The 19,424-nt window shown below is 59.3% G+C and carries 16 protein-coding genes; 4 read left to right on the top strand and 12 right to left on the bottom strand.

Annotated elements, in window-relative coordinates; all coding sequences use genetic code 11:
• Positions 1-95: 95 nt before the first annotated feature.
• The 9 genes from bamA to rpsB all read right to left on the bottom strand — a co-directional run bounded on the left by bamA (position 96) and on the right by rpsB (position 10,440).
• Complete coding sequence (bamA, locus tag ACJ8PN_RS21810; RefSeq protein ID WP_004931955.1) at positions 96-2,522, bottom strand: outer membrane protein assembly factor BamA; 2,427 nt, start codon at positions 2,520-2,522, stop codon at positions 96-98.
• A 35-nt stretch (positions 2,523-2,557) separates the two neighbouring features.
• Entirely contained in the window at positions 2,558-3,913 is a 1,356-nt protein-coding gene (rseP, locus tag ACJ8PN_RS21805; RefSeq protein WP_442535222.1) for a sigma E protease regulator RseP, read from the bottom strand.
• 27 nt (positions 3,914-3,940) lie between these two features.
• Positions 3,941-4,783, bottom strand: a complete 843-nt coding sequence (gene cdsA / locus ACJ8PN_RS21800) for a phosphatidate cytidylyltransferase (RefSeq protein WP_171454638.1) — start codon at positions 4,781-4,783, stop codon at positions 3,941-3,943.
• A gap of 9 nt (positions 4,784-4,792) precedes the next feature.
• Complete coding sequence (ispU, locus tag ACJ8PN_RS21795) at positions 4,793-5,551, bottom strand: (2E,6E)-farnesyl-diphosphate-specific ditrans,polycis-undecaprenyl-diphosphate synthase (protein ID WP_033632249.1); 759 nt, start codon at positions 5,549-5,551, stop codon at positions 4,793-4,795.
• Positions 5,552-5,828: 277 nt separating this feature from the next.
• Positions 5,829-7,025, bottom strand: coding sequence for a 1-deoxy-D-xylulose-5-phosphate reductoisomerase (ispC, locus tag ACJ8PN_RS21790; protein ID WP_049187687.1), 1,197 nt, complete (start codon positions 7,023-7,025; stop codon positions 5,829-5,831).
• A 158-nt stretch (positions 7,026-7,183) separates the two neighbouring features.
• Positions 7,184-7,741, bottom strand: a complete 558-nt coding sequence (gene frr / locus ACJ8PN_RS21785) for a ribosome recycling factor (RefSeq protein ID WP_004931943.1) — start codon at positions 7,739-7,741, stop codon at positions 7,184-7,186.
• A 118-nt stretch (positions 7,742-7,859) separates the two neighbouring features.
• On the bottom strand, positions 7,860-8,585 hold the full coding sequence (gene pyrH, locus ACJ8PN_RS21780; protein WP_004931940.1) for a UMP kinase: 726 nt from the start codon (positions 8,583-8,585) through the stop codon (positions 7,860-7,862).
• A gap of 148 nt (positions 8,586-8,733) precedes the next feature.
• The gene (tsf, locus tag ACJ8PN_RS21775) at positions 8,734-9,585 is read right to left on the bottom strand and encodes a translation elongation factor Ts (protein ID WP_033632247.1); all 852 of its coding nucleotides are present in this window, start codon (positions 9,583-9,585) and stop codon (positions 8,734-8,736) included.
• Between the two features lie 129 nt (positions 9,586-9,714).
• A complete protein-coding gene (rpsB, locus tag ACJ8PN_RS21770) occupies positions 9,715-10,440 on the bottom strand; it encodes a 30S ribosomal protein S2 (RefSeq protein ID WP_004931937.1) in 726 nt (241 codons plus the stop codon).
• Positions 10,441-10,785: 345 nt separating this feature from the next.
• Between rpsB and map the strand changes: the two genes are divergently transcribed.
• From map to ACJ8PN_RS21750, 4 genes are all read left to right on the top strand, one after another.
• The gene (gene map, locus ACJ8PN_RS21765) at positions 10,786-11,580 is read left to right on the top strand and encodes a type I methionyl aminopeptidase (protein WP_004931936.1); all 795 of its coding nucleotides are present in this window, start codon (positions 10,786-10,788) and stop codon (positions 11,578-11,580) included.
• Between the two features lie 73 nt (positions 11,581-11,653).
• Positions 11,654-14,308, top strand: coding sequence for a bifunctional uridylyltransferase/uridylyl-removing protein GlnD (gene glnD, locus ACJ8PN_RS21760; RefSeq protein ID WP_171454639.1), 2,655 nt, complete (start codon positions 11,654-11,656; stop codon positions 14,306-14,308).
• Positions 14,309-14,350: 42 nt separating this feature from the next.
• Entirely contained in the window at positions 14,351-15,175 is an 825-nt protein-coding gene (dapD, locus tag ACJ8PN_RS21755; RefSeq protein WP_004931932.1) for a 2,3,4,5-tetrahydropyridine-2,6-dicarboxylate N-succinyltransferase, read from the top strand.
• A 129-nt stretch (positions 15,176-15,304) separates the two neighbouring features.
• Entirely contained in the window at positions 15,305-15,694 is a 390-nt protein-coding gene (locus tag ACJ8PN_RS21750) for a DUF3461 family protein (RefSeq protein WP_004931929.1), read from the top strand.
• A gap of 57 nt (positions 15,695-15,751) precedes the next feature.
• Here the strand turns inward: ACJ8PN_RS21750 and ACJ8PN_RS21745 are convergent, their stop codons facing one another.
• The 3 genes from ACJ8PN_RS21745 to pbpC are packed head-to-tail and all read right to left on the bottom strand — an operon-like array spanning position 15,752 to position 19,417.
• The gene (locus tag ACJ8PN_RS21745) at positions 15,752-16,204 is read right to left on the bottom strand and encodes a flavodoxin (RefSeq protein WP_016929894.1); all 453 of its coding nucleotides are present in this window, start codon (positions 16,202-16,204) and stop codon (positions 15,752-15,754) included.
• A gap of 33 nt (positions 16,205-16,237) precedes the next feature.
• Positions 16,238-17,008, bottom strand: coding sequence for a tRNA pseudouridine(65) synthase TruC (gene truC, locus ACJ8PN_RS21740; protein ID WP_131165575.1), 771 nt, complete (start codon positions 17,006-17,008; stop codon positions 16,238-16,240).
• 60 nt (positions 17,009-17,068) lie between these two features.
• Entirely contained in the window at positions 17,069-19,417 is a 2,349-nt protein-coding gene (gene pbpC / locus ACJ8PN_RS21735) for a penicillin-binding protein 1C (protein WP_442535217.1), read from the bottom strand.
• Between the last annotated feature and the right edge of the window lie 7 nt (positions 19,418-19,424).

The raw sequence follows: 19,424 nt of genomic DNA, 5'->3' as shown, positions 1-19,424 counted from the left end.
CTTGTCCCACCAAACAATGAGAATCATCTCCCTCTGCCGGCGGGCGCCTGGCCATTGCGATTCTTAATAACTGTTATGCCCAGAGGCGAGACCCGTTACCAGGTCTTACCAATGTTAAACTGGAACTGTTCGGACTTGTCGCCTTCGTATTTCTTGATCGGGTTGGCGTAAGAGAACACCAATGGCCCCAATGGTGACATCCACTGCAGCGCGATACCGGCGGAAGAACGAATATTGCTGGCCTTGCTGTAGTCCGGCACGCCGTACATCAGCGTTTCGTCGGTATTCTTCCACTTGGTATCCCACACGGTACCGGCATCGATGAACAGCGAGGTCCGCACCGAGTTGGCGTATTTCTCGCTGATGAACGGCGTCGGGGTGATCAGCTCCAGGCTGGCGACCGCCATGGCGTTACCGCCCACCGCGTCATCCGAGCTACAGATGCTCTGACGCGAGGTCGTGCTGCCGGCGTTGAACTGACACTGGTACGAGTTGGAGTTGTAGTACACCGCCTTCGGACCAATGGTGTTGGACTGGAAGCCGCGCACGGTGCTCGAACCACCGGCGTAGAAGTTCTCGTAGAACGGCATTTCCTTGCCGCCCAACCCATCCGCGTAACCCAGACGGCCACGGCCCAACAGCACCCAGGTGCGATCGTCGTTGATCGGCACGTACTGTACGCTGTCCAGCGTCACCTTGTAGTATTCGTTGTCCGAGCCCGGAATGGTGACCTTGCCGTTCAACGTGGTGCGGTTACCCGAGGTCGGGAAGTAGCCGCGGTCCAGGTTGTTGTAGGTCCAGCCCAGGTTCAGCGTAAAGTCGTCGGTCGAGTAGCTGGCGCGGTCGGTTTTGTTCGCATCCACGCCCATCGAGTCGAGGTAACGCCACATGGCGATCTGCGGCTGCATGTTCGACAGGCCGTTGTGGACGTAGCCCAGGCCGGTACGCAACGAGTTGTTTTCGTTGATCGGGAAGCCCAGCGTGCCGTCGATACCGTAACTCTTGTTGGTATAGTCCGACAGATCCGCGTCATCCGCCTTAAAGTCGTTGTAGAAGATGCGGCCGCCCAGGCTCACACCGTCAACGGTGAAGTACGGGTTGGTGACCGACAGTTCGGTATAGGTCTGATAGTCGTTCTTGGTGCCGCTGATGCCGACCGAGTACCCGGTACCCAACCAGTTATCCTGCTGCACGCCCGCCTGGAAACTGACGCCGCTCTCGGTGCCGTAACCGACGCCGAAGTTGAAGGTACCGGTGTTGCGTTCTTTCACCTTGTAGGTCACATCGACCTGATCGGCGGTGCCCGGCACGCGCTGGGTTTCCACGTCAACCGTTTCGAAGTAGCCCAGACGGTTCAGACGCTCTTTGCCCTGCTCGACCTGCTCGTTGCCGAGCCAGGCGCCTTCCATCTGGCGCATTTCGCGACGCAGTACGGAATCCTTACTGGTGTCGTTGCCTTCGAACTTGATGCGACGCACGTAGAAGCGGTTGCCCGCGTCAACGTTGACGTGCAGTTTGACGGTTTTATCCGCGTCGTTGATCTCAGGCTGAGTGCCGACGCGCGGGTAGGCGTAACCATAACGGCCCAACATCGTTTTGATGTTGTCTTCCATTTTGGTCACCTTGCTGCCGTTGTACAGCTCGCCTGGCTCGATTTTGGTGATCTGAGCGACTTCCGCCGAGTGGCCGGCCAGATTGCCGTTCACGACAACATCGGAAAGCTTGTACTGCTCGCCTTCGGTGATGTTGATGGTGATGTAGATGCCTTTTTTATCCGGCGTCAGGCTCACCTGGGTAGAATCGATGTTGAAGCGGGCATAGCCGCGATCCAGATAGAAGCTGCGCAGGGTTTCGAGATCGCCCGCCAGTTTTTGCTTCTGGTATTTGCGATCGCCGACCAGGTTCCACCATGGCACTTCGTCACGCAGTTGGAAGCGTGAGATCAGTTCGTCGTTGGTGAAGGCATGGTTGCCGACGATGTTGATTTGTTGAATCTTGGCGGAGACCCCTTCCGTGAACACCAGCTTCAGGTCGACACGGTTGCGCGGCAACGGCGTGACTACGGCTTTCACCGAGGCGCTGTATTTACCGACGCTGTAGTAGAAGTCTTCCAGCCCTTTTTCAATGCTGGAGATCGTGGTGCGGTCGAGCGCCTCGCCCACCCGGACGCCGGAGGCTTCCAGGTTCTGCTTGAGCATGTCATCCTTCACCGACTTGTTGCCGGAGAAAGTGATGCTGGCGATGGTAGGCCGTTCCTTCACCTGCACGATCAAGGTATTACCATCGCGCAGCACGCGCACGTCCTCGAAGTTGCCGGTGGCAAACAAGGCACGGATGGTATTACTGATGTCATCGTCAGTGACGGTATCGCCGACGCGAACCGGCATGTTGAGTAACGCCGCACCGACGGCGACTCGCTGCAGGCCTTCGAAATGAATGTCTTTCACTACGAACCCGTCTGCACCGTATACGGTGGCGCTGCCAAACAGCAGCGACGCTATGAGCAACTTTTTCATCGCCATCGTTGTTATGCGTTCTTCCTAACCTATCCCCGCCCCTAGAGGCGGGAAAAATCATTGAAAAGTGCAAGACCCATCAACAACACCAGCACGATCGAACCTATGCGGTAGCTGTAGTCCTGTACTCGCTCGGAAACCGGCCCACCCTTCAGCTTTTCTATCGCCAGGAAGAGGAGATGCCCACCATCTAACACCGGTAATGGGAACAGGTTGATGATACCCAGGTTGACGCTAATCAACGCCAGGAACATCAGATAATACACGAACCCGACTCCGGCTGACGCCCCAGCTCCCTGTGCAATCGAGATCGGGCCACTCAGGTTGTTCAGCTTTACATCACCGGTTATTAATTTGCCCAGCATGTTGACCGTCAGCCGCATCAGCTGCCAGGTCTTGTCGCCGGCCTGATACAGCGCCGGGAACGGTCCATACTGGCGAATCGTTTTATACTCGTCCGGCAGCGGCAGCACTTTTGGAATGATGCCTGCAAACCCCACCGATTTGTCTTTTCCCACCGGCTTTGTATCCGGTATCAGCGTCAAAGACAAGGGGGCGCCGTTTCTTTCAATCTCCAAAGCCAGCGGTTGCCCCGGGCCATCGTGGATACGCTTCACCAGCGTCTGCCAACGACCCAACGGCTGACCATCGACTTTAACGATCCTGTCCCCCGCTTGTAAACCCGCCTTTTGCGCCGCCGAGTTAGGCTGTACTTCCGCCAACACGGATTCGATCTGCGGGCCGCGCGGCATAATGCCCAGCGCGACAACGGGATCCTGCTTGTCCGGTTCAAAGTTCCACTGGCGCAAATCCAGGGTTTTGGTCACCACCTGCGAAGAACCGAACGGCGTGACGCCGACTTCGGTTTGCGCATCGCCAATCTTCGCCACCAGCGCCAGACGAACTGACTCCCAATCAGGCGTTTCGATACCGTCAACCGACTTTAGTTCCATGCCAGACGAAATTTCGGCCTTGGCGGCGATGGATTGCGGCGCGATTTCGCCGATCACCGGGCGGAAACTCGGCACGCCGATGATGAACACCAGCCAATAGGCAAGGATAGCAAACAGGAAGTTGGCGATGGGGCCGGCGCTGATGATGGCCGCGCGCTGCCAGACGGTTTTGTTGTTGAAGGCCTGATGGCGCATTTCCGGCGCCACCGACTCCACGCGCTCGTCCAGCATCTTCACGTAGCCACCGAGCGGAATCAAAGCGATGACGTACTCGGTGCCCTGGCGATCGGTGCGGCGCCACAGCGCCCGGCCGAAGCCGATGGAGAAGCGTTCAACGCGCACGCCGCAACGACGGGCAACCCAAAAGTGTCCGAACTCGTGCACGGTAATCAAAATACCGAGCGCAATCAGAAACGCCACCAGGTTCCAAAGCACGCTGACCATCATCCCTCACTTTCCGTCATTGACGGATTAAAACACCAACAGCATCAGGCAGGCAAACACCGGCACCGCCGCGGTCAGGCTGTCGATACGATCCAGTATGCCGCCGTGGCCGGGAATCAAATGACCGCTGTCCTTGATGCCCGCTTCGCGTTTGAACATGCTTTCGGTCAAATCGCCCAGCACCGAAGCCAGCGCGGCGATCACCGAACAGGCCAGCAGCGTGGTCGGCACCACGTTCAGCGGCGCGTAGCGGCCGAACAACCAGGAGATCACCGCCGACGTCAACAGCCCGCCGATCAACCCTTCCCAGGTTTTACCCGGCGAGACCTTTGGTGCCAGTTTATGCTTGCCGAACAGCTTGCCGAACATGTAAGCGCCGGAATCCGCGCCCCACACCAGCAGCATCACGTACAGCAACCACCAGGCGCCGGTAAACGGGTTTTGCTCGTAGCCGAACTGGCGCAGCGCCAGCATGCCCCAGAAGAACGGTACGATGGTCAGCAGACCAAACAGCAGGCGCAGCGGGCGCGAATTACGCCAGATGGCGGCCGAGCCGGGATAGAACAGCACCAACAGCAGCGCCGCCAGCCACCAGGCCAGCGACAGCCACAGCGAACCGCTTATCTGCGGTGCGGAGTGATGGTAAGCGGGAACGCTGAGCATCATCAGCGCCAGCAGAAAACCGCACAGTATCGCCAGCCAGATGCGCTGCGAACGGGAGGTAAAACCGGCCAGTTGGCCCCACTCCCAGGCTGCTAACATGCACACGACGAGCGTTACCAGAGCAAAGGCCAGCGGCGGCAACAGGAACAGCGCCGCGATAACGATCGGGATTAAAATCAGAGCAGTTATGAGGCGATACTTCAGCAAAAGTTCTCCCTAGGACGCATCGGCGCCGATAGGTGTTGTTCCCCCGAAGCGGCGCTCACGTTGTGCAAATGCATTCAGCGCACCTTCAAAGACAAGTTCATCGAAATCAGGCCAGAGCACATCAGTAAAGTAAAGTTCAGCATAGGCGATTTGCCACAGCAGGAAGTTACTGATGCGATGCTCGCCACCGGTGCGGATAACCAGATCCACCGGCGCCAGGTCGCTCATGCAAACCCGTTCGCTCAATAATTCCTCGCTGATCTGATCCGGGTGCAACTCCCCGCCCCGTACCTGCTCGGCCAGTTCCCTTACTCCCTGAATGATATCCCAACGGCCGCCGTAGTTGGCAGCGATATTGAGCGTCAGGCCATCGTTATTTTCCGTCAGTGTTTCAGAGCGGCGGATCCGCTCCTGCAAACGCGCGCTGAACCGGCTAATATCGCCGATTACCCGCAACCTGACGTTATGTTTATGCAGGCTTTTTACTTCACTATCCAAAGCGCGGACAAAAAGCTCCATCAGGGCAGAGACTTCCTGCACCGGACGGTTCCAGTTTTCGCTGCTGAAGGCATAAAGCGTGAGTGCATCTAAATGGTGGCTGGCGGCAAAACTGACCGCGCGGCGAACCGATTTCACCCCTGCTTTATGACCGAAGACACGTAACTTGCCCTGACGTTTGGCCCAGCGTCCGTTACCGTCCATGATAATGGCGACATGGCGCGGCCCCGGGGAAGATGGATTAGCCTCTTGTTGGTTTGCGGACGACATAACTCGTACTTATTTCCTCAATAGAAATATAACTGCCTTTCCGGAACATCAGACCCTTACGCGCAAAAAAAGCCGTGTGCCCGACACGGCTTTCAGCCTGCCCTCGCGATACCCGACGCAGCCGGGTCGCCATTGGCGCACAAGGCGCCAATCGAGCCATAATTCAACGGTATAACCGCTGACAGGTGGCGCAGACTATACCACCTCAGCGGGGCATGAACAAACGGCCCCGCGGCGGCACGCGCGAATTACGAGCAAAATCGGATAATCGCCGTGATCAGCCGCACAACGCGCGAACGCGTTCCTCGGCGGCGGCGCGCGCCTGGCGGTCAATGTCTAAGACCGCTTCGATGCTGGTCGGTTCCTGCAGCGCGAGACGCTCCACCACCTGGCGATTGACCGCCGCAATGTCGGTAAAGCGAATCTGCTGTTGCAAAAATGCCGCCACGGCGATTTCGTTGGCCGCGTTCAGCGCGGTGGTCGCCGCCTGGCCGGCCTCGAACGCTTCGATCGCCAAATACAGGCAAGGATAACGCTCGCGTTCCGGTTCAGCGAAGGTCAGCGAACCGATGCGGCAGAAGTCCAGCGCTTCCACGCCGGAGTTCACGCGCTGCGGATACGCCATCGCGTGGGCGATCGGCGTGCGCATATCCGGCGTACCCAGCTGCGCCAGCACGCTGCCGTCGGCATAGCGCACCATCGAGTGAATCACCGACTGCGGGTGCAGGATCACTTCCATTTGCTCGGCCGAGGCGTTAAACAGCCAGCGGGCCTCAATGTATTCCAGACCTTTGTTCATCATGGTGGCGGAATCCACCGAGATCTTGCGCCCCATCGACCAGTTCGGGTGGGCGCAGGCTTGATCCGGCGTCATCGCGGCGAACTGTTCCAGCGGCGTGGTGCGGAACGGGCCGCCGGAGCCGGTAAGTACGATGCGCGAAACACCATGACTGTCCAGTGAAGAGTATCCCAACTGGCGCTGAATACTCTCAGGCAAACTCTGAAAAATCGCGTTGTGCTCGCTGTCGAGCGGCAGCAGTTGCGCCTGGCTTTGCCGCACCGCGTCCATAAACAGGCGGCCGCAGGTGACCAGCGACTCTTTGTTGGCCAGCAGCACCTGCTTGCCTGCGCGGATCGCCGCCAGCGTCGGCAACAGCCCCGCAGCGCCAACGATGGCCGCCGTCACTTGATCGACGTCGTCCAAAGCCGCCAGTTCGCAGGCCGCTTGCTCCCCGGCCAATACCTCGGTAGCGACGCCGTTTTCCGCCAGAATGGCGCGCAGCTCGCGGGCGGCGCTTTCATCCGCCATCGCGGCGAAGGCGGGCCGGAATTCGATGCATTGCTGCGCCATAACCGCGACGTTGCGGCCAGCCACCAGCGCTTTGATCGCAAAACGCTCGGGATTCGCCCTGACCACGGCCAGGGTGCTGGTCCCTACCGAGCCGGTCGAGCCAAGAATGGTCAGTTGCTTCATGAGTTCACTCTGAATAACTGTCTGATGAGATCGGAGGTGCTCCAGTGTGGAACCTTGGACAGCGCTTGTCCATGATCTTTCAGTACGATGAAACGGGATCTGCGCCACAAAAAACAAAGCGCCGCCCAGGCGACGCTTTTTTTTCTGCGCGATGCTGATTAGAAATCCATCAGCTCTTTTTCTTTCTCCGCCAACGCGGCGTCGACCAGCTTGATGTAAGCGTCGGTCATTTTCTGAATCTCGTCTTGTGAACGACGTTCTTCGTCTTCGCTGATCTCTTTGTCTTTCAGCAGCGCCTTGACCTTGTCGTTGGCGTCGCGACGCACGTTACGCACCGCTACGCGGCCCTGCTCGGCTTCGCCGCGTACGATCTTGATCAGATCCTTACGGCGTTCTTCGGTCAGCGGAGGCAGCGGAACGCGAATGTCAGAACCGGCGGAAGACGGGTTAAGCCCCAGATCGGAGCTCATGATCGCTTTCTCAACGGCCTGGCTAAGGCTGCGGTCGAACACGTTGATTTTCAGCGTGCGGGAGTCTTCCACGGTCACGTTGGCCAGTTGACGCAGCGGCGTAGCGGCGCCGTAGTATTCCACCATGATGCCGTCCAGAATGCTTGGCGAAGCGCGGCCGGTGCGGATCTTGCTGATTTGGTTTTTGAATGCTTCTACGCTTTTTTCCATGCGTGAATCAGCATCTTTTCTGATTTCATTAGTCACGTTGCAAACCCTTGGAAGCTGGTTACTTGGCAGGCGATACTCAAGTATAGCCCGTAATCGTACTCGGAGAGCGCGCGGCGCCTGGCGTCACGCGCTCCGAAAAGGGGTGTGAACAGCCTTATTTGCTGATCAGCGTACCTTCGTTCTCACCCATCACCACGCGGCGCAGCGCGCCAGGCTTGTTCATGTTGAACACGCGGATCGGCAGACCGTGATCGCGAGCCAGCGTAAACGCCGCCAGATCCATCACTTTCAGCTCGCGCTCCAGCACGTCCTGATAGGTTAATTGTTCATACAGCGTCGCATCCGGGTTTTTCACCGGATCGGCGGAGTAGACGCCATCCACTTTGGTGGCTTTCAGCACCACGTCCGCTTCGATCTCGATGCCGCGCAGGCAAGCGGCGGAATCGGTGGTGAAGAACGGGTTGCCGGTACCGGCGGAGAAGATCACCACGCGGTTGTTGCGCAGCAGGCTGATCGCCTCTGCCCAACTGTAATTGTCACACACGCCGTTCAGCGGGATCGCCGACATCAGGCGGGCGTTCACATAGGCACGGTGCAGTGCATCACGCATAGCCAGGCCGTTCATCACGGTAGCCAGCATTCCCATGTGGTCGCCCACTACGCGGTTCATGCCGGCTTGCGCCAGGCCCGCGCCGCGGAACAGGTTCCCGCCGCCAATAACTACACCGACCTGAATTCCCAGTTCGACCAGCTCTTTCACTTCCTGAGCCATGCGATCCAAAACGCTGGCGTCGATACCAAAACCTTCTGCACCTTGCAGGGCTTCGCCACTCAGTTTAAGCAGAATACGCTGATATACGGGTTTTGCATTGGTTGCCATGGTGTTCTGTCCTAAGAAGCAGTATTAGTATTGGGGATTTCAGCCGATGAAACGCGCCTGAGGTGAGTATCACGCTGCAGGGCTTGCCACCGGTGTAATTCTGGCTGGATAGTATGGAACCGCCAGACGGCGGTTCCATCGACAGTCATTAAGACTGTTTGCTCATCGCGGCAACTTCAGCAGCGAAGTCGGTTTCGACTTTCTCGATGCCTTCGCCCACTTCGAAGCGAATGAAGTTGGTCACGTCAGCGTTGTGCTCTTTCAGCACCTGAGCAACGGATTTGCTCGGATCCATAACGAAAGGCTGACCGGTCAGAGAAACTTCGCCGGTGAATTTCTTCATGCGGCCTTCAACCATTTTCTCTGCGATTTCTTTCGGCTTGCCGGACTGCATGGCGATGTCCAGCTGAACCTGGTACTCTTTTTCTACCACTTCAGCAGACACGTCTTCTGGCTTCACGAACTCTGGCTTGCTCGCCGCAATGTGCATTGCGATTTGCTTAACCAGCTCTTCGTCAGCGCCTTTAGCCGCAACCAGAACGCCGATACGCGCGCCGTGCAGGTAGCTGCCCAGCACTTCGCCTTCCAGGGAAGCAACGCGACGAATGTTGATGTTTTCGCCGATTTTTGCCACCAGCGCTACGCGCTCTTCTTCGAACTGCGCTTTCAGCACGTCAACGTCAGTGATTTTGCCAGCAACAGCGGCATCCAGCACTTTGTCGGCGAACGCCTGGAAACCGGCGTCTTTTGCTACGAAGTCAGTCTGGCAGTTAACTTCCAGAATGATGCCGTAGTTGCCTTCGATCTTGGTTTTGATCACGCCGTCAGCAGCCACGTTGCCTGCTTTTTTAGCGGCTTTGATCGCACCGGACTTACGCATGTTTTCGATTGCCAGTTCGATGTCGCCGTTGGATTCAACCAGCGCTTTCTTGCAATCCATCATGCCAGCGCCGGTACGCTCGCGCAGTTCTTTTACCAGGGCAGCGGTAATATCAGCCATTTCTTTTTCCTCGGTTATCTCGCGTGGAGACAGTTCTCATTCAGATAAGCAAAGGGGGCCTTAACAGGCCCCCCTAACCAACATATGTCAATACCTGGTTAATAAGGGCTCAGTGACGAGCTTGCCTTATTATTCAGCTTCTACGAAGCCTTCTTCCGCCTGAACGGCCAGATCTTGAGAACGACCTTCACGCACAGCGGCAGCAACAGCAGTCAGGTACAGGTTTACTGCACGGATTGCGTCGTCGTTACCAGGGATGATGAAGTCAACGCCGTCTGGGTTGGAGTTGGTATCAACGATAGAGAATACCGGGATACCCAGGTTGTTGGCTTCTTTGATCGCGATGTGCTCGTGATCGGCATCGATAACGAACAGTGCGTCTGGCAGACCGCCCATATCTTTGATACCGCCCAGGGAGTTTTCCAGCTTGGCCAGTTCACGAGTGCGCATCAGCGCTTCTTTCTTGGTCAGCTTGTCCAGGGTGCCGTCTTGAGACTGGATTTCCAGATCTTTCAAACGCTTGATGGACTGACGAACGGTTTTCCAGTTAGTCAGCATACCGCCCAACCAGCGGTGGTTCACGAAGAACTGGTCACAGCTGTTCGCAGCGTCTTTTACCGCTTCGCTTGCTGCGCGCTTGGTACCAACGAACAGGATCTTGCCTTTACGGGAAGAGATCTTGGTCAGTTCAGCCAGAGCGGCGTTGAACATTGGTACGGTCTGCTCCAGGTTGATGATGTGAACCTTGTTACGAGCGCCGAAGATGAAAGGCTTCATTTTCGGGTTCCAGTAACGGGTCTGGTGACCAAAGTGAACACCAGCCTTGAGCATGTCGCGCATGGAAACAGTTGCCATGATTAAACCTCTATAGATTAATTGGGGTTATGCCTCCACGTATCCCATAACGCCGACCCTGGCGGCGACAAGTCACCTCAGGGCACCCCGGCGGATGTGCCGATACGTGTGTGTTATTTACACAAAATGAGTGCAGTTAAAGTATTTTCGGCCGATTCCCGCCAGGCCACAAGAACCAAGTCGCGGATCGCCGGCGCGCTTTATACCATAAACCCGCCGCCGACACCAACTTTTGTTGCGTTTCGCCGGGCGTCAGGAAATGAAATTTGGCAGCCCCCGGCCGGGCTGATACCATAAGTCACTGCTTCTTATTGTCGACGATAACGACACCTGCGGACGAATTTCATGGCAATCTCAATTAAAACACCTGATGACATCCAAAAAATGCGCGTGGCCGGCCGCCTGGCCGCCGAAGTGCTGGAGATCATCGAGCCGCACGTCAAACCTGGCGTGACCACCGGCGAACTGGACCGTATCTGTCACGAGTACATCACCAACGAACAGCAGGCCATCTCCGCCTGCCTCGGCTACCACGGCTTCCCGAAATCCGTGTGCATCTCGGTGAACGAAGTGGTGTGCCACGGCATCCCGAGCGACGACAAAACGCTGAAAGACGGCGACATCGTCAACATCGACGTGACCGTGATTAAAGACGGTTTCCACGGCGACACCTCGAAGATGTTCATCGTCGGCAAACCAACCATTCTGGGCGAGCGCCTGTGCCGCGTCACTCAGGAAAGCCTGTATCTGGCGCTGAAGATGGTCAAACCGGGCATCCGTCTGCGCACCCTGGGCAAGGCCATCCAGCAATTCGTCGAGGCCGAGAAATTCTCGGTGGTGCGCGAGTACTGCGGCCACGGCATCGGCGAAGTGTTCCATGAAGAGCCGCAGGTACTGCACTATGACGCGGACGACGGCGGCGTGGTGCTGCAGGCGGGCATGGCCTTCACCATCGAACCGATGGTCAACGCCGGCGACTACCGCATCCGCACCATGAAAGACGGCTGGACGGTAAAAACCAAAGATCGCAGCTTGTCGGCGCAGTATGAGCATACTATTGTGGTCACTGATAACGGCTGCGAGATAATGACGTTGCGCAAGGATGACACCATCCCCAACATCATTACGCACGAGATGTAAGCACTGCGGCGCACGCCGCGTGCAGAATGTCACCAGGCCGGCTTATGCCGGCCTTTTTTATGGGCTGCGCACTATGTCTGACAATCTCCTTCAACCGGCCGTGCCGATGCCGCCCGCCTCTCCCAGCGTCTACGGCAACGACGAGCTCACCTGCCCGCTGCTGAAACAGCGGCTGGAGCAGTTCCAGCTGTGGCTGGCGGCGGCGTTCGACGCCGGATCCAGCGCCGAAAGCCTGGTGGCGGCGCGCAGCGACTTCATCGATCGCCTGCTGCGCCGGCTGTGGACGTTCTACGGCTTTGAAGATATCCCGGAAACCGCGCTGGTGGCGGTCGGCGGCTACGGCCGCGGCGAGCTGCATCCGCTGTCGGATATCGACGTGTTGGTGCTCAGCCAGCGCCGGCTAACGGAGCAACAGTCGCAGCGGGTCGGCGAATTCATCACCCTGCTGTGGGATCTCAAGCTGGAAGTGGGCCACAGCGTGCGCACCCTGGAAGAGTGTCTGCTGGAAGGGCTGGCGGATCTGACCGTGGCCACCAACCTGATCGAATCGCGCATGATCTGCGGCGACGTTGCGCTGTTCCTGCAGATGCAAAAGCATATCTTCAGCGACGGCTTTTGGCCTTCGCCGCAGTTCTTCCACGCCAAGATCAGCGAGCAACAGGAGCGTCATCAGCGCTACCACGGCACCAGCTATAACCTGGAACCGGATATCAAAAGCAGCCCCGGTGGCCTGCGTGACATCCACACGCTGCTGTGGGTGGCGCGTCGCCACTTCGGCGCCACCTCGCTGGACGAAATGGTCGGCTTCGGTTTCCTCACCCAGGCCGAGCGCAACGAGCTGAACGAATGCCAGAGCTTCCTGTGGCGCATCCGCTTTGCGCTGCATCTGGTCCTGCCGCGTTACGACAACCGTCTGCTGTTCGATCGTCAGCTCAGCGTGGCGCAGCTGCTGCGCTATGAAGGCGAAGGCAACGAGCCGGTCGAGCGCATGATGAAAGACTTCTACCGCATGACGCGGCGCGTCAGCGAGCTGAACCACATGCTGCTGCAGCTGTTCGACGAAGCCATCCTGGCGCTGGACGCCACCGAAAAGCCGCGTCCGCTGAACGACGATTTCCAGCTGCGCGGCGATCTGATCGATCTGCGCGACGAAACGCTGTTTATCCGCGAGCCGCAAGCCATCATGCGCATGTTCTACCTGATGGTGCGCAACCGCGAGATCAGGGGCATTTACTCCACCACCGTGCGCCAACTGCGCCACGCACGCCGCCACCTGAAACAGCCGCTGTGCACCATCCCGGAAGCGCGCGATCTGTTTATGGCCATCCTGCGCCACCCCGGCGCGGTGTCGCGCGCGCTGGTGCCGATGCACCGTCACAGCGTGCTGTGGGCCTATATGCCGCAGTGGGGCAAGATCGTCGGGCAGATGCAGTTCGATCTGTTCCACGCCTATACCGTCGACGAGCACACTATCCGAGTCCTGCAGAAGCTGGAGAGCTTCGCCGATCCGCAAACCCGGCCGCGCCATCCGCTGTGCGTGGAGCTGTATCCGCGCCTGCCGCATCCGGAACTGCTGCTGCTGGCGGCCTTGTTCCACGATATCGCCAAAGGGCGAGGCGGCGATCACTCGATCCTTGGCGCGGAAGACGTGGTGGAGTTCGCCGAACTGCACGGCCTCAACTCGCGAGAAACCCAGCTGGTGGCCTGGCTGGTACGCTGCCACCTGCTGATGTCGGTCACCGCGCAGCGCCGCGATATTCAGGATCCGACGGTGATCCAGCAGTTCAGCAGCGAAGTGCAGAGCGAAACCCGCCTGCGCTATCTGGTGTGCCTGACGGTGGCGGATATCTGCGCCACCAACGAAACCCTGTGGAACAGCTGGAAGCAGAGCCTGTTGCGCGAGCTGTATTTCGCCACCGAAAAACAGCTGCGCCGCGGCATGCAAAACAGCCCGGATCTGCGCGAACGCGTGCGCCACCATCGCCTGCAGGCGCTGGCGCTGCTGCGCATGGACAACATCGACGAAGAGGCGCTGCACCGCATCTGGAGCCGCTGCCGCGCCGATTACTTCCTGCGCCACTCGCCGAATCAGCTGGCCTGGCATGCCCGCCACCTGCTGGCCCACGACTCCACCCAGCCGCTGGTGCTGGTCAGCCGCCAGGCGACGCGCGGCGGCACCGAGATCTTCATCTGGAGCCCGGATCGCCCTTACCTGTTCGCCGCCGTCGCCGGAGAGATGGATCGCCGCAACCTGAGCGTGCACGACGCGCAGATCTTCACCAACCGCGACGGTATGGCGATGGACACCTTTATCGTGCTGGAGCCGGACGGCAGCCCGCTGGCGCAGGATCGCCACGCGGCGATCCGCCAGGCGCTGTTGCAGGCCATCACCCAGCGGGAATACCAGCCGCCGCGCGTACGCCGGCCGTCATCCAAGCTGCGCCACTTCAGCGTGCCGACCGAGGTCACCTTCCTGCCGACCCACACCGATCGCCGCAGCTACCTGGAGCTGACCGCGCTCGATCAACCCGGCCTGCTGGCGCGGGTGGGCGAAGTGTTCGCCGATCTGGGGCTGTCGCTGCACGGCGCGCGCATTTCCACCATCGGCGAGCGGGTCGAGGATTTGTTTATCCTGGCCGACGGCGAGCGGCGCGCGCTCGACCAAGAAACGCGCAGAAAGTTGGAGCAACGGTTGACAGAGGCCCTCACCCCAAACGATAAAATGTGATACAAGTAACTTTTTACCGACAACATCAGGAAAGAGAACAGCATGCAGCAATTACAGAACGTTATTGAAAGCGCCTTCGAACGCCGTGCGGACATCACCCCGGCGAACGTAGACACCGTAACGCGCGAAGCGGTAAACCAGGTGATCGGCCTGTTGGACAGCGGCGCCCTGCGCGTCGCCGAGAAGATCGACGGTCAATGGGTCACCCACCAGTGGCTGAAGAAAGCCGTGCTGCTCTCTTTCCGCATCAACGACAACAAGGTGATGGACGGCGCGGAAACCCGCTACTACGACAAAGTGCCGATGAAATTCGCCGACTACGACGAAGCGCGCTTCCAGAAGGAAGGCTTCCGCGTCGTGCCGCCGGCCACCGTGCGCCAGGGCGCGTTCATCGCGCGCAACACCGTGCTGATGCCGTCTTACGTTAACATCGGCGCCTACGTCGACGAAGGCACCATGGTCGACACCTGGGCCACCGTCGGTTCTTGCGCACAGATCGGCAAAAACGTTCACCTGTCCGGCGGCGTCGGCATCGGCGGCGTGCTGGAGCCGCTGCAGGCCAACCCGACCATCATCGAAGACAACTGCTTTATCGGCGCGCGCTCTGAAGTGGTGGAAGGCGTGATCGTGGAAGAAGGTTCGGTGATTTCAATGGGCGTCTACCTCGGCCAGAGCACCCGCATCTATGACCGCGAGACCGGCGAAATCCATTACGGCCGCGTGCCGGCGGGTTCAGTGGTGGTTTCCGGCAACCTGCCGTCGAAAGACGGTTCTTACAGCCTGTACTGCGCGGTCATCGTCAAGAAAGTCGACGCCAAAACGCGCGGTAAAGTCGGCATTAATGAGTTATTGCGTACTATCGACTAAATTGAAATAGCGGGTGATTCACCCGCTATTTTTTTGTCTGCGTTTCGCTGGCAGTCACAGTCGCAGATCTCGCTTTCCGCCATAATCGCAGTCGTGGAATATAACGATCACATCTAAAGAGGGCGCAGTATGTACGATAACTTGAAGAGTTTGGGCATCAATCAACCGGAAGACGTCGATCGCTATAGCCTGCGTCAAGAGGCGAACAACGACATCCTCAAGATCTATTTCCGCAAGGACAAGGGCGAGTTCTTCGCCAAGAGCGTGAAGTTCAAGTATCCGCGCCAGCGTAAAACCGTGGTGGCGGACAACGCCGGCCAGGGCTACAAGGAAATTCACGAGATCAACCCGAACCTGCGTTACGTGATCGACGAGCTGGATCAGCTGTGCCAGCGCGATCAGGTGGAAGTGGATCTGAAGCGTAAAATCCTCGACGACCTGCGCCATCTCGAAGGCGTGGTGTCGCACAAGATTGCCGAGATCGAAGCCGATCTGGAAAAACTCACCCGCGGCAAATAATGCGGATCGGTTGACCCGCATCATCGCCAAGGCGCCCTTTTGCGGCGCCTTTTTACTTTACGATTGCAGCAGCGTGCCCCACTGCTCGACCCACGGGCAGGCGGCCACTTCCGGTTCCGGCTGTTCCATCGCATCGATCTCCAGCACTTCGCCAACGCGGGTGGCGCCCTGCTCCTGCAGCAGCGCGTCGAACGCGCGCCCGGCGCCGCAGAAGTTGTCATAGCTGCTGTCGCCGAGGGCGATCAGCCCATAGCGCAGCTCCGGCTGATAGCCAACCTGATCGCGGATAGCGTGGAACAGTGGCGCGATGCTGTCCGGCAGATCGCCCTGCCCGGTGGTGGAGGTGATCACCAGCGCGTAGTGCTGACGATAATACTGCCAGGCCTCCAGCGTGCCCTCTTCGAACAGTTTGACCTCATGGCCCTGCTCGCTGAGGATGTTTTGCGCCTCTTCCGCCACCAGCAGCGAATTGCCGTAGACCGTTCCCACGAAGATACCAACCTGAGCCATGGCTCCTACTCCCTTCATTACCTTTAAAAATTGTCAGCTATCCTGACCGTTAGCCGCGCTAAACTCAACCCCGGCAAGTTCAGGGAATAGCCCTGCCCAGCCGAACTGCGCCATCACCCCTTGCCAGGCTTCGTCCCAGCGCGCCGTTACCTGCAGCGGCTCGCCGGTCACCGGGTGCGTCAGCTGCAGATGGCTGGCGTGCAACATCAGGCGCGGGCAACCGAAATGCTGCGCCATCCCGCGGTTCTGCCGCAGATCGCCGTGTTTGCTGTCGCCGATGATCGGATGGCGAAGATGCGCCATATGGCGCCGCAGCTGATGTTTGCGGCCGGTTTCCGGCTGCAGTTCCACCAGACTGTAACGCGCGCTGTCGTAGCGGCCGACGGCCACCGGCATCTCCACCTGCGCCAACGGCCGGTAGTGCGTCACCGCCGGCTGCGGCCCCTTATCGGCATCGGCATGTTTATCGGCGATTTTGTCCAGCTCCGCCGTCAGCGGATAATCGAGAGTCGCCCCCTCCTGCACGTAACCCCGCACCACCGCATGGTAGGTTTTCTGAACCTGATGTTGTTCGAACTGCTGCGACAGCAGGCGCGCCACCTCGCTGGACAGCGCCATCAGCAGCACGCCGGAGGTCGGGCGATCGAGACGGTGCACGGTAAAAACGTGCTGCCCGAGCTGATCGCGCACCGTCTGCATCATAAAGCGGGTTTCATGACGATCCAGCCAACTGCGGTGCACCAACCAGCCCGACGGCTTGTTCACCGCCACCAGGTGTTCATCCTGATACAAAATCTCAATCACATCGCTTTCCCAGGTCAATAACCGTTTCGGGCGCGAGTATAACAGGCGTGCGGCTCAGCGCTAGTTCACCCATTCGATGGTCACCAGGCGCGTATCGGCGCGGCCGCGATCGTCCACCGCCCGAATGCGGTAGCGCCCGTTGTCGATCGGCCGCCAGTCGATCGGCTTTTTGCTGGCGCTGCTACCGAGATAGATATCGTCGACGAACCAGTACACCGTTTTGCTGTCGGCGTCCGTCACCGCGTTGAAGGCGATTTTATTCCGCCCCTGCTGCGACTGGCGCAGGGTATAGGTGGTGTTTTTCAGCGGCGAAGTGATGCGCGGCGCGTTGCCGCCGACGGCGACGCCGTTGTCCTTGCAGCGGTTGATCGGCGGCGCCCGCTTCGGCAGCCCGGCCTGGGCGAACACGTTGGCCAGATCGGAAGGCCAGAACTCAAAGATTTCGGTGCGGGTCTGCGCCGCATCATACGGCGGGCAAACGACCTCACCGCTGTGAATATCCAGCACCACCGGCCGGTAAACGCTGTCGACCTTGATCGGCGACTTGCCGGGAATGAACCAGGTCTTGCCCTTTTGCTGGCACCACGGCGTCGGCAGATCGCCGCTGGCGAGACAAATGTCCACCCGCCGCAGACGTTTGGGGAACGGATGCTTCGGTTCCCGCAGGCCGGGGTAACTGGCATTGACGCTGTCGATGATGTTGAAGAACAGCGGCGCGGCCGCCTCGGCGCCGACCAACGCATTGTTGCCGCGCCCGTCGAAGTTGCCTTCCCACACCACCAGCACGTAAGGACCGAAAATCCCGACGCTCCAGGCGTCGCGAAAGCCCCATGAGGTGCCGGTCTTCCAGTACACCGGCAGCGACGAAGAACGCTGCGCCAGCGTATCGCCCGGCCGCCGGTGCTGGCGCAGCATATCCAGCGTGATGAAACTGGCCTCCTCGCTCAGCAGCCGTACCGGCGTCGATTCGGCCTGGTTCAGCTGCATGCGAAGCGGCCGCAGCTCGCCGCGATTCGCCAGCAGCGCATACAGCTTCGCCAATTCCTGCGCCGTTACCTCGCCGCCGCCCAACACCAGCGACAGCCCGTAGTGGCTCTCGTTGGCCATATTGGCGACGCCGGTCAGGCGCAAGAACTGATAAAAGGTTGGCTGACGCAGCTGCGAGGCGACATAGACCGCCGGAATATTGCGGCTGAAATTTAGCGCGTCGGTGGCGGTCACCGGGCCGAGAAAGCGCCGATCGAAGTTTTCCGGCGCATAGGCACCGAACGACGAAGGCACGTCTTTCAGAATGGTCATCGGATGCAGCACGCCCTGCTCCATGCCCAGCGCGTAGATGAACGGCTTCAGCGTCGATCCCGGCGAACGCTTGGCGTTGGTGCCGTTCACCTGCCCCTGAATCGGACGATTGTAATAGTCCGCCGAGCCCACCAGCGCGCGCACCCCCATATCACGGCTGTCCACCAGCAGCACCGCGGCGTTTTGGATGCCGCGACTGCGGTTGCGGGCGATAAAGGCGTTGACCTGTCGTTCGACCAGCCGCTGCAGCCCGGCGTCCAGCGTGGTGTCGACGCGGGTATCGCGCTGCACCAGTTGCTGCGTCTGCAGGCGCAGCTGTTCGATAAAGTGCGGTGCGATATAAGGCACTTGTTCAGGCTGCCGCAGCGCCAACGGCAGGCGGAACAGCGTTTGCTGGCTGGCGTCGGTGGGGTAAACCTGTTGCCAGCGCAGGAACAGACGGTTGCGCGCCTGCGTTAATGCGGCGCCGAGCACGCCGGTTTTCGGCTCCAGACGGTAGCTGGGCGACTGCGGCAACACCGCCAGCGTCAGCGCCTCCGGCAGGGTCAAATCCTTCGGCGACTTGGCGAAATAGATCAGGCTGGCGGCGCCGATGCTTTCAATGTTGCGGCCGTAGGGCGCGTAATTCAGATAGGCTTCCAGGATATCGCGCTTGGAGTAGCTCAGTTCCAGCTGCACCGCACGCAGCACCTGCAGCAGCTTACCGCCCGGCGTGCGGGTATTGAGATGCCAGCGCATACGCGCCAGCTGCATGCTAATGGTCGAACCGCCCTGCATTTTTCCGCCGGCGACATAGCTGCGCCAGAAGCCGCGCATCAGGCTGACGGGGTTAAAGCCGGGGTTATAGTAGAACCAGCGATCTTCGTGCAGCAGCAGCCCGCGCACCGCCAGCGGCGACACTTGCTCCAGCGGGATCCACAGCCGGTAGCGATCGTCGTTGGCCAGCGTAATGCGCAGCAGCGCGCCGTGCCTGTCGTAATAAACGGAAGACTGCGGCAGCCCCTGCCACAGGGGCGGATGCGGCCACAGCCGAATTGCGGCCAACAGCAGCGCCAGTAAAAACACCGCCATCAAGCCGTTTTGCAGCACGCGCCCGGTCAGGATCTTCATACGTTCT

This window comes from Serratia sp. CY76391 (assembly GCF_052166695.1).
Taxonomy (GTDB): Bacteria; Pseudomonadota; Gammaproteobacteria; order Enterobacterales; family Enterobacteriaceae; genus Serratia; species Serratia nematodiphila.
This window is presented reverse-complemented; position numbering and strand designations above follow the sequence as displayed.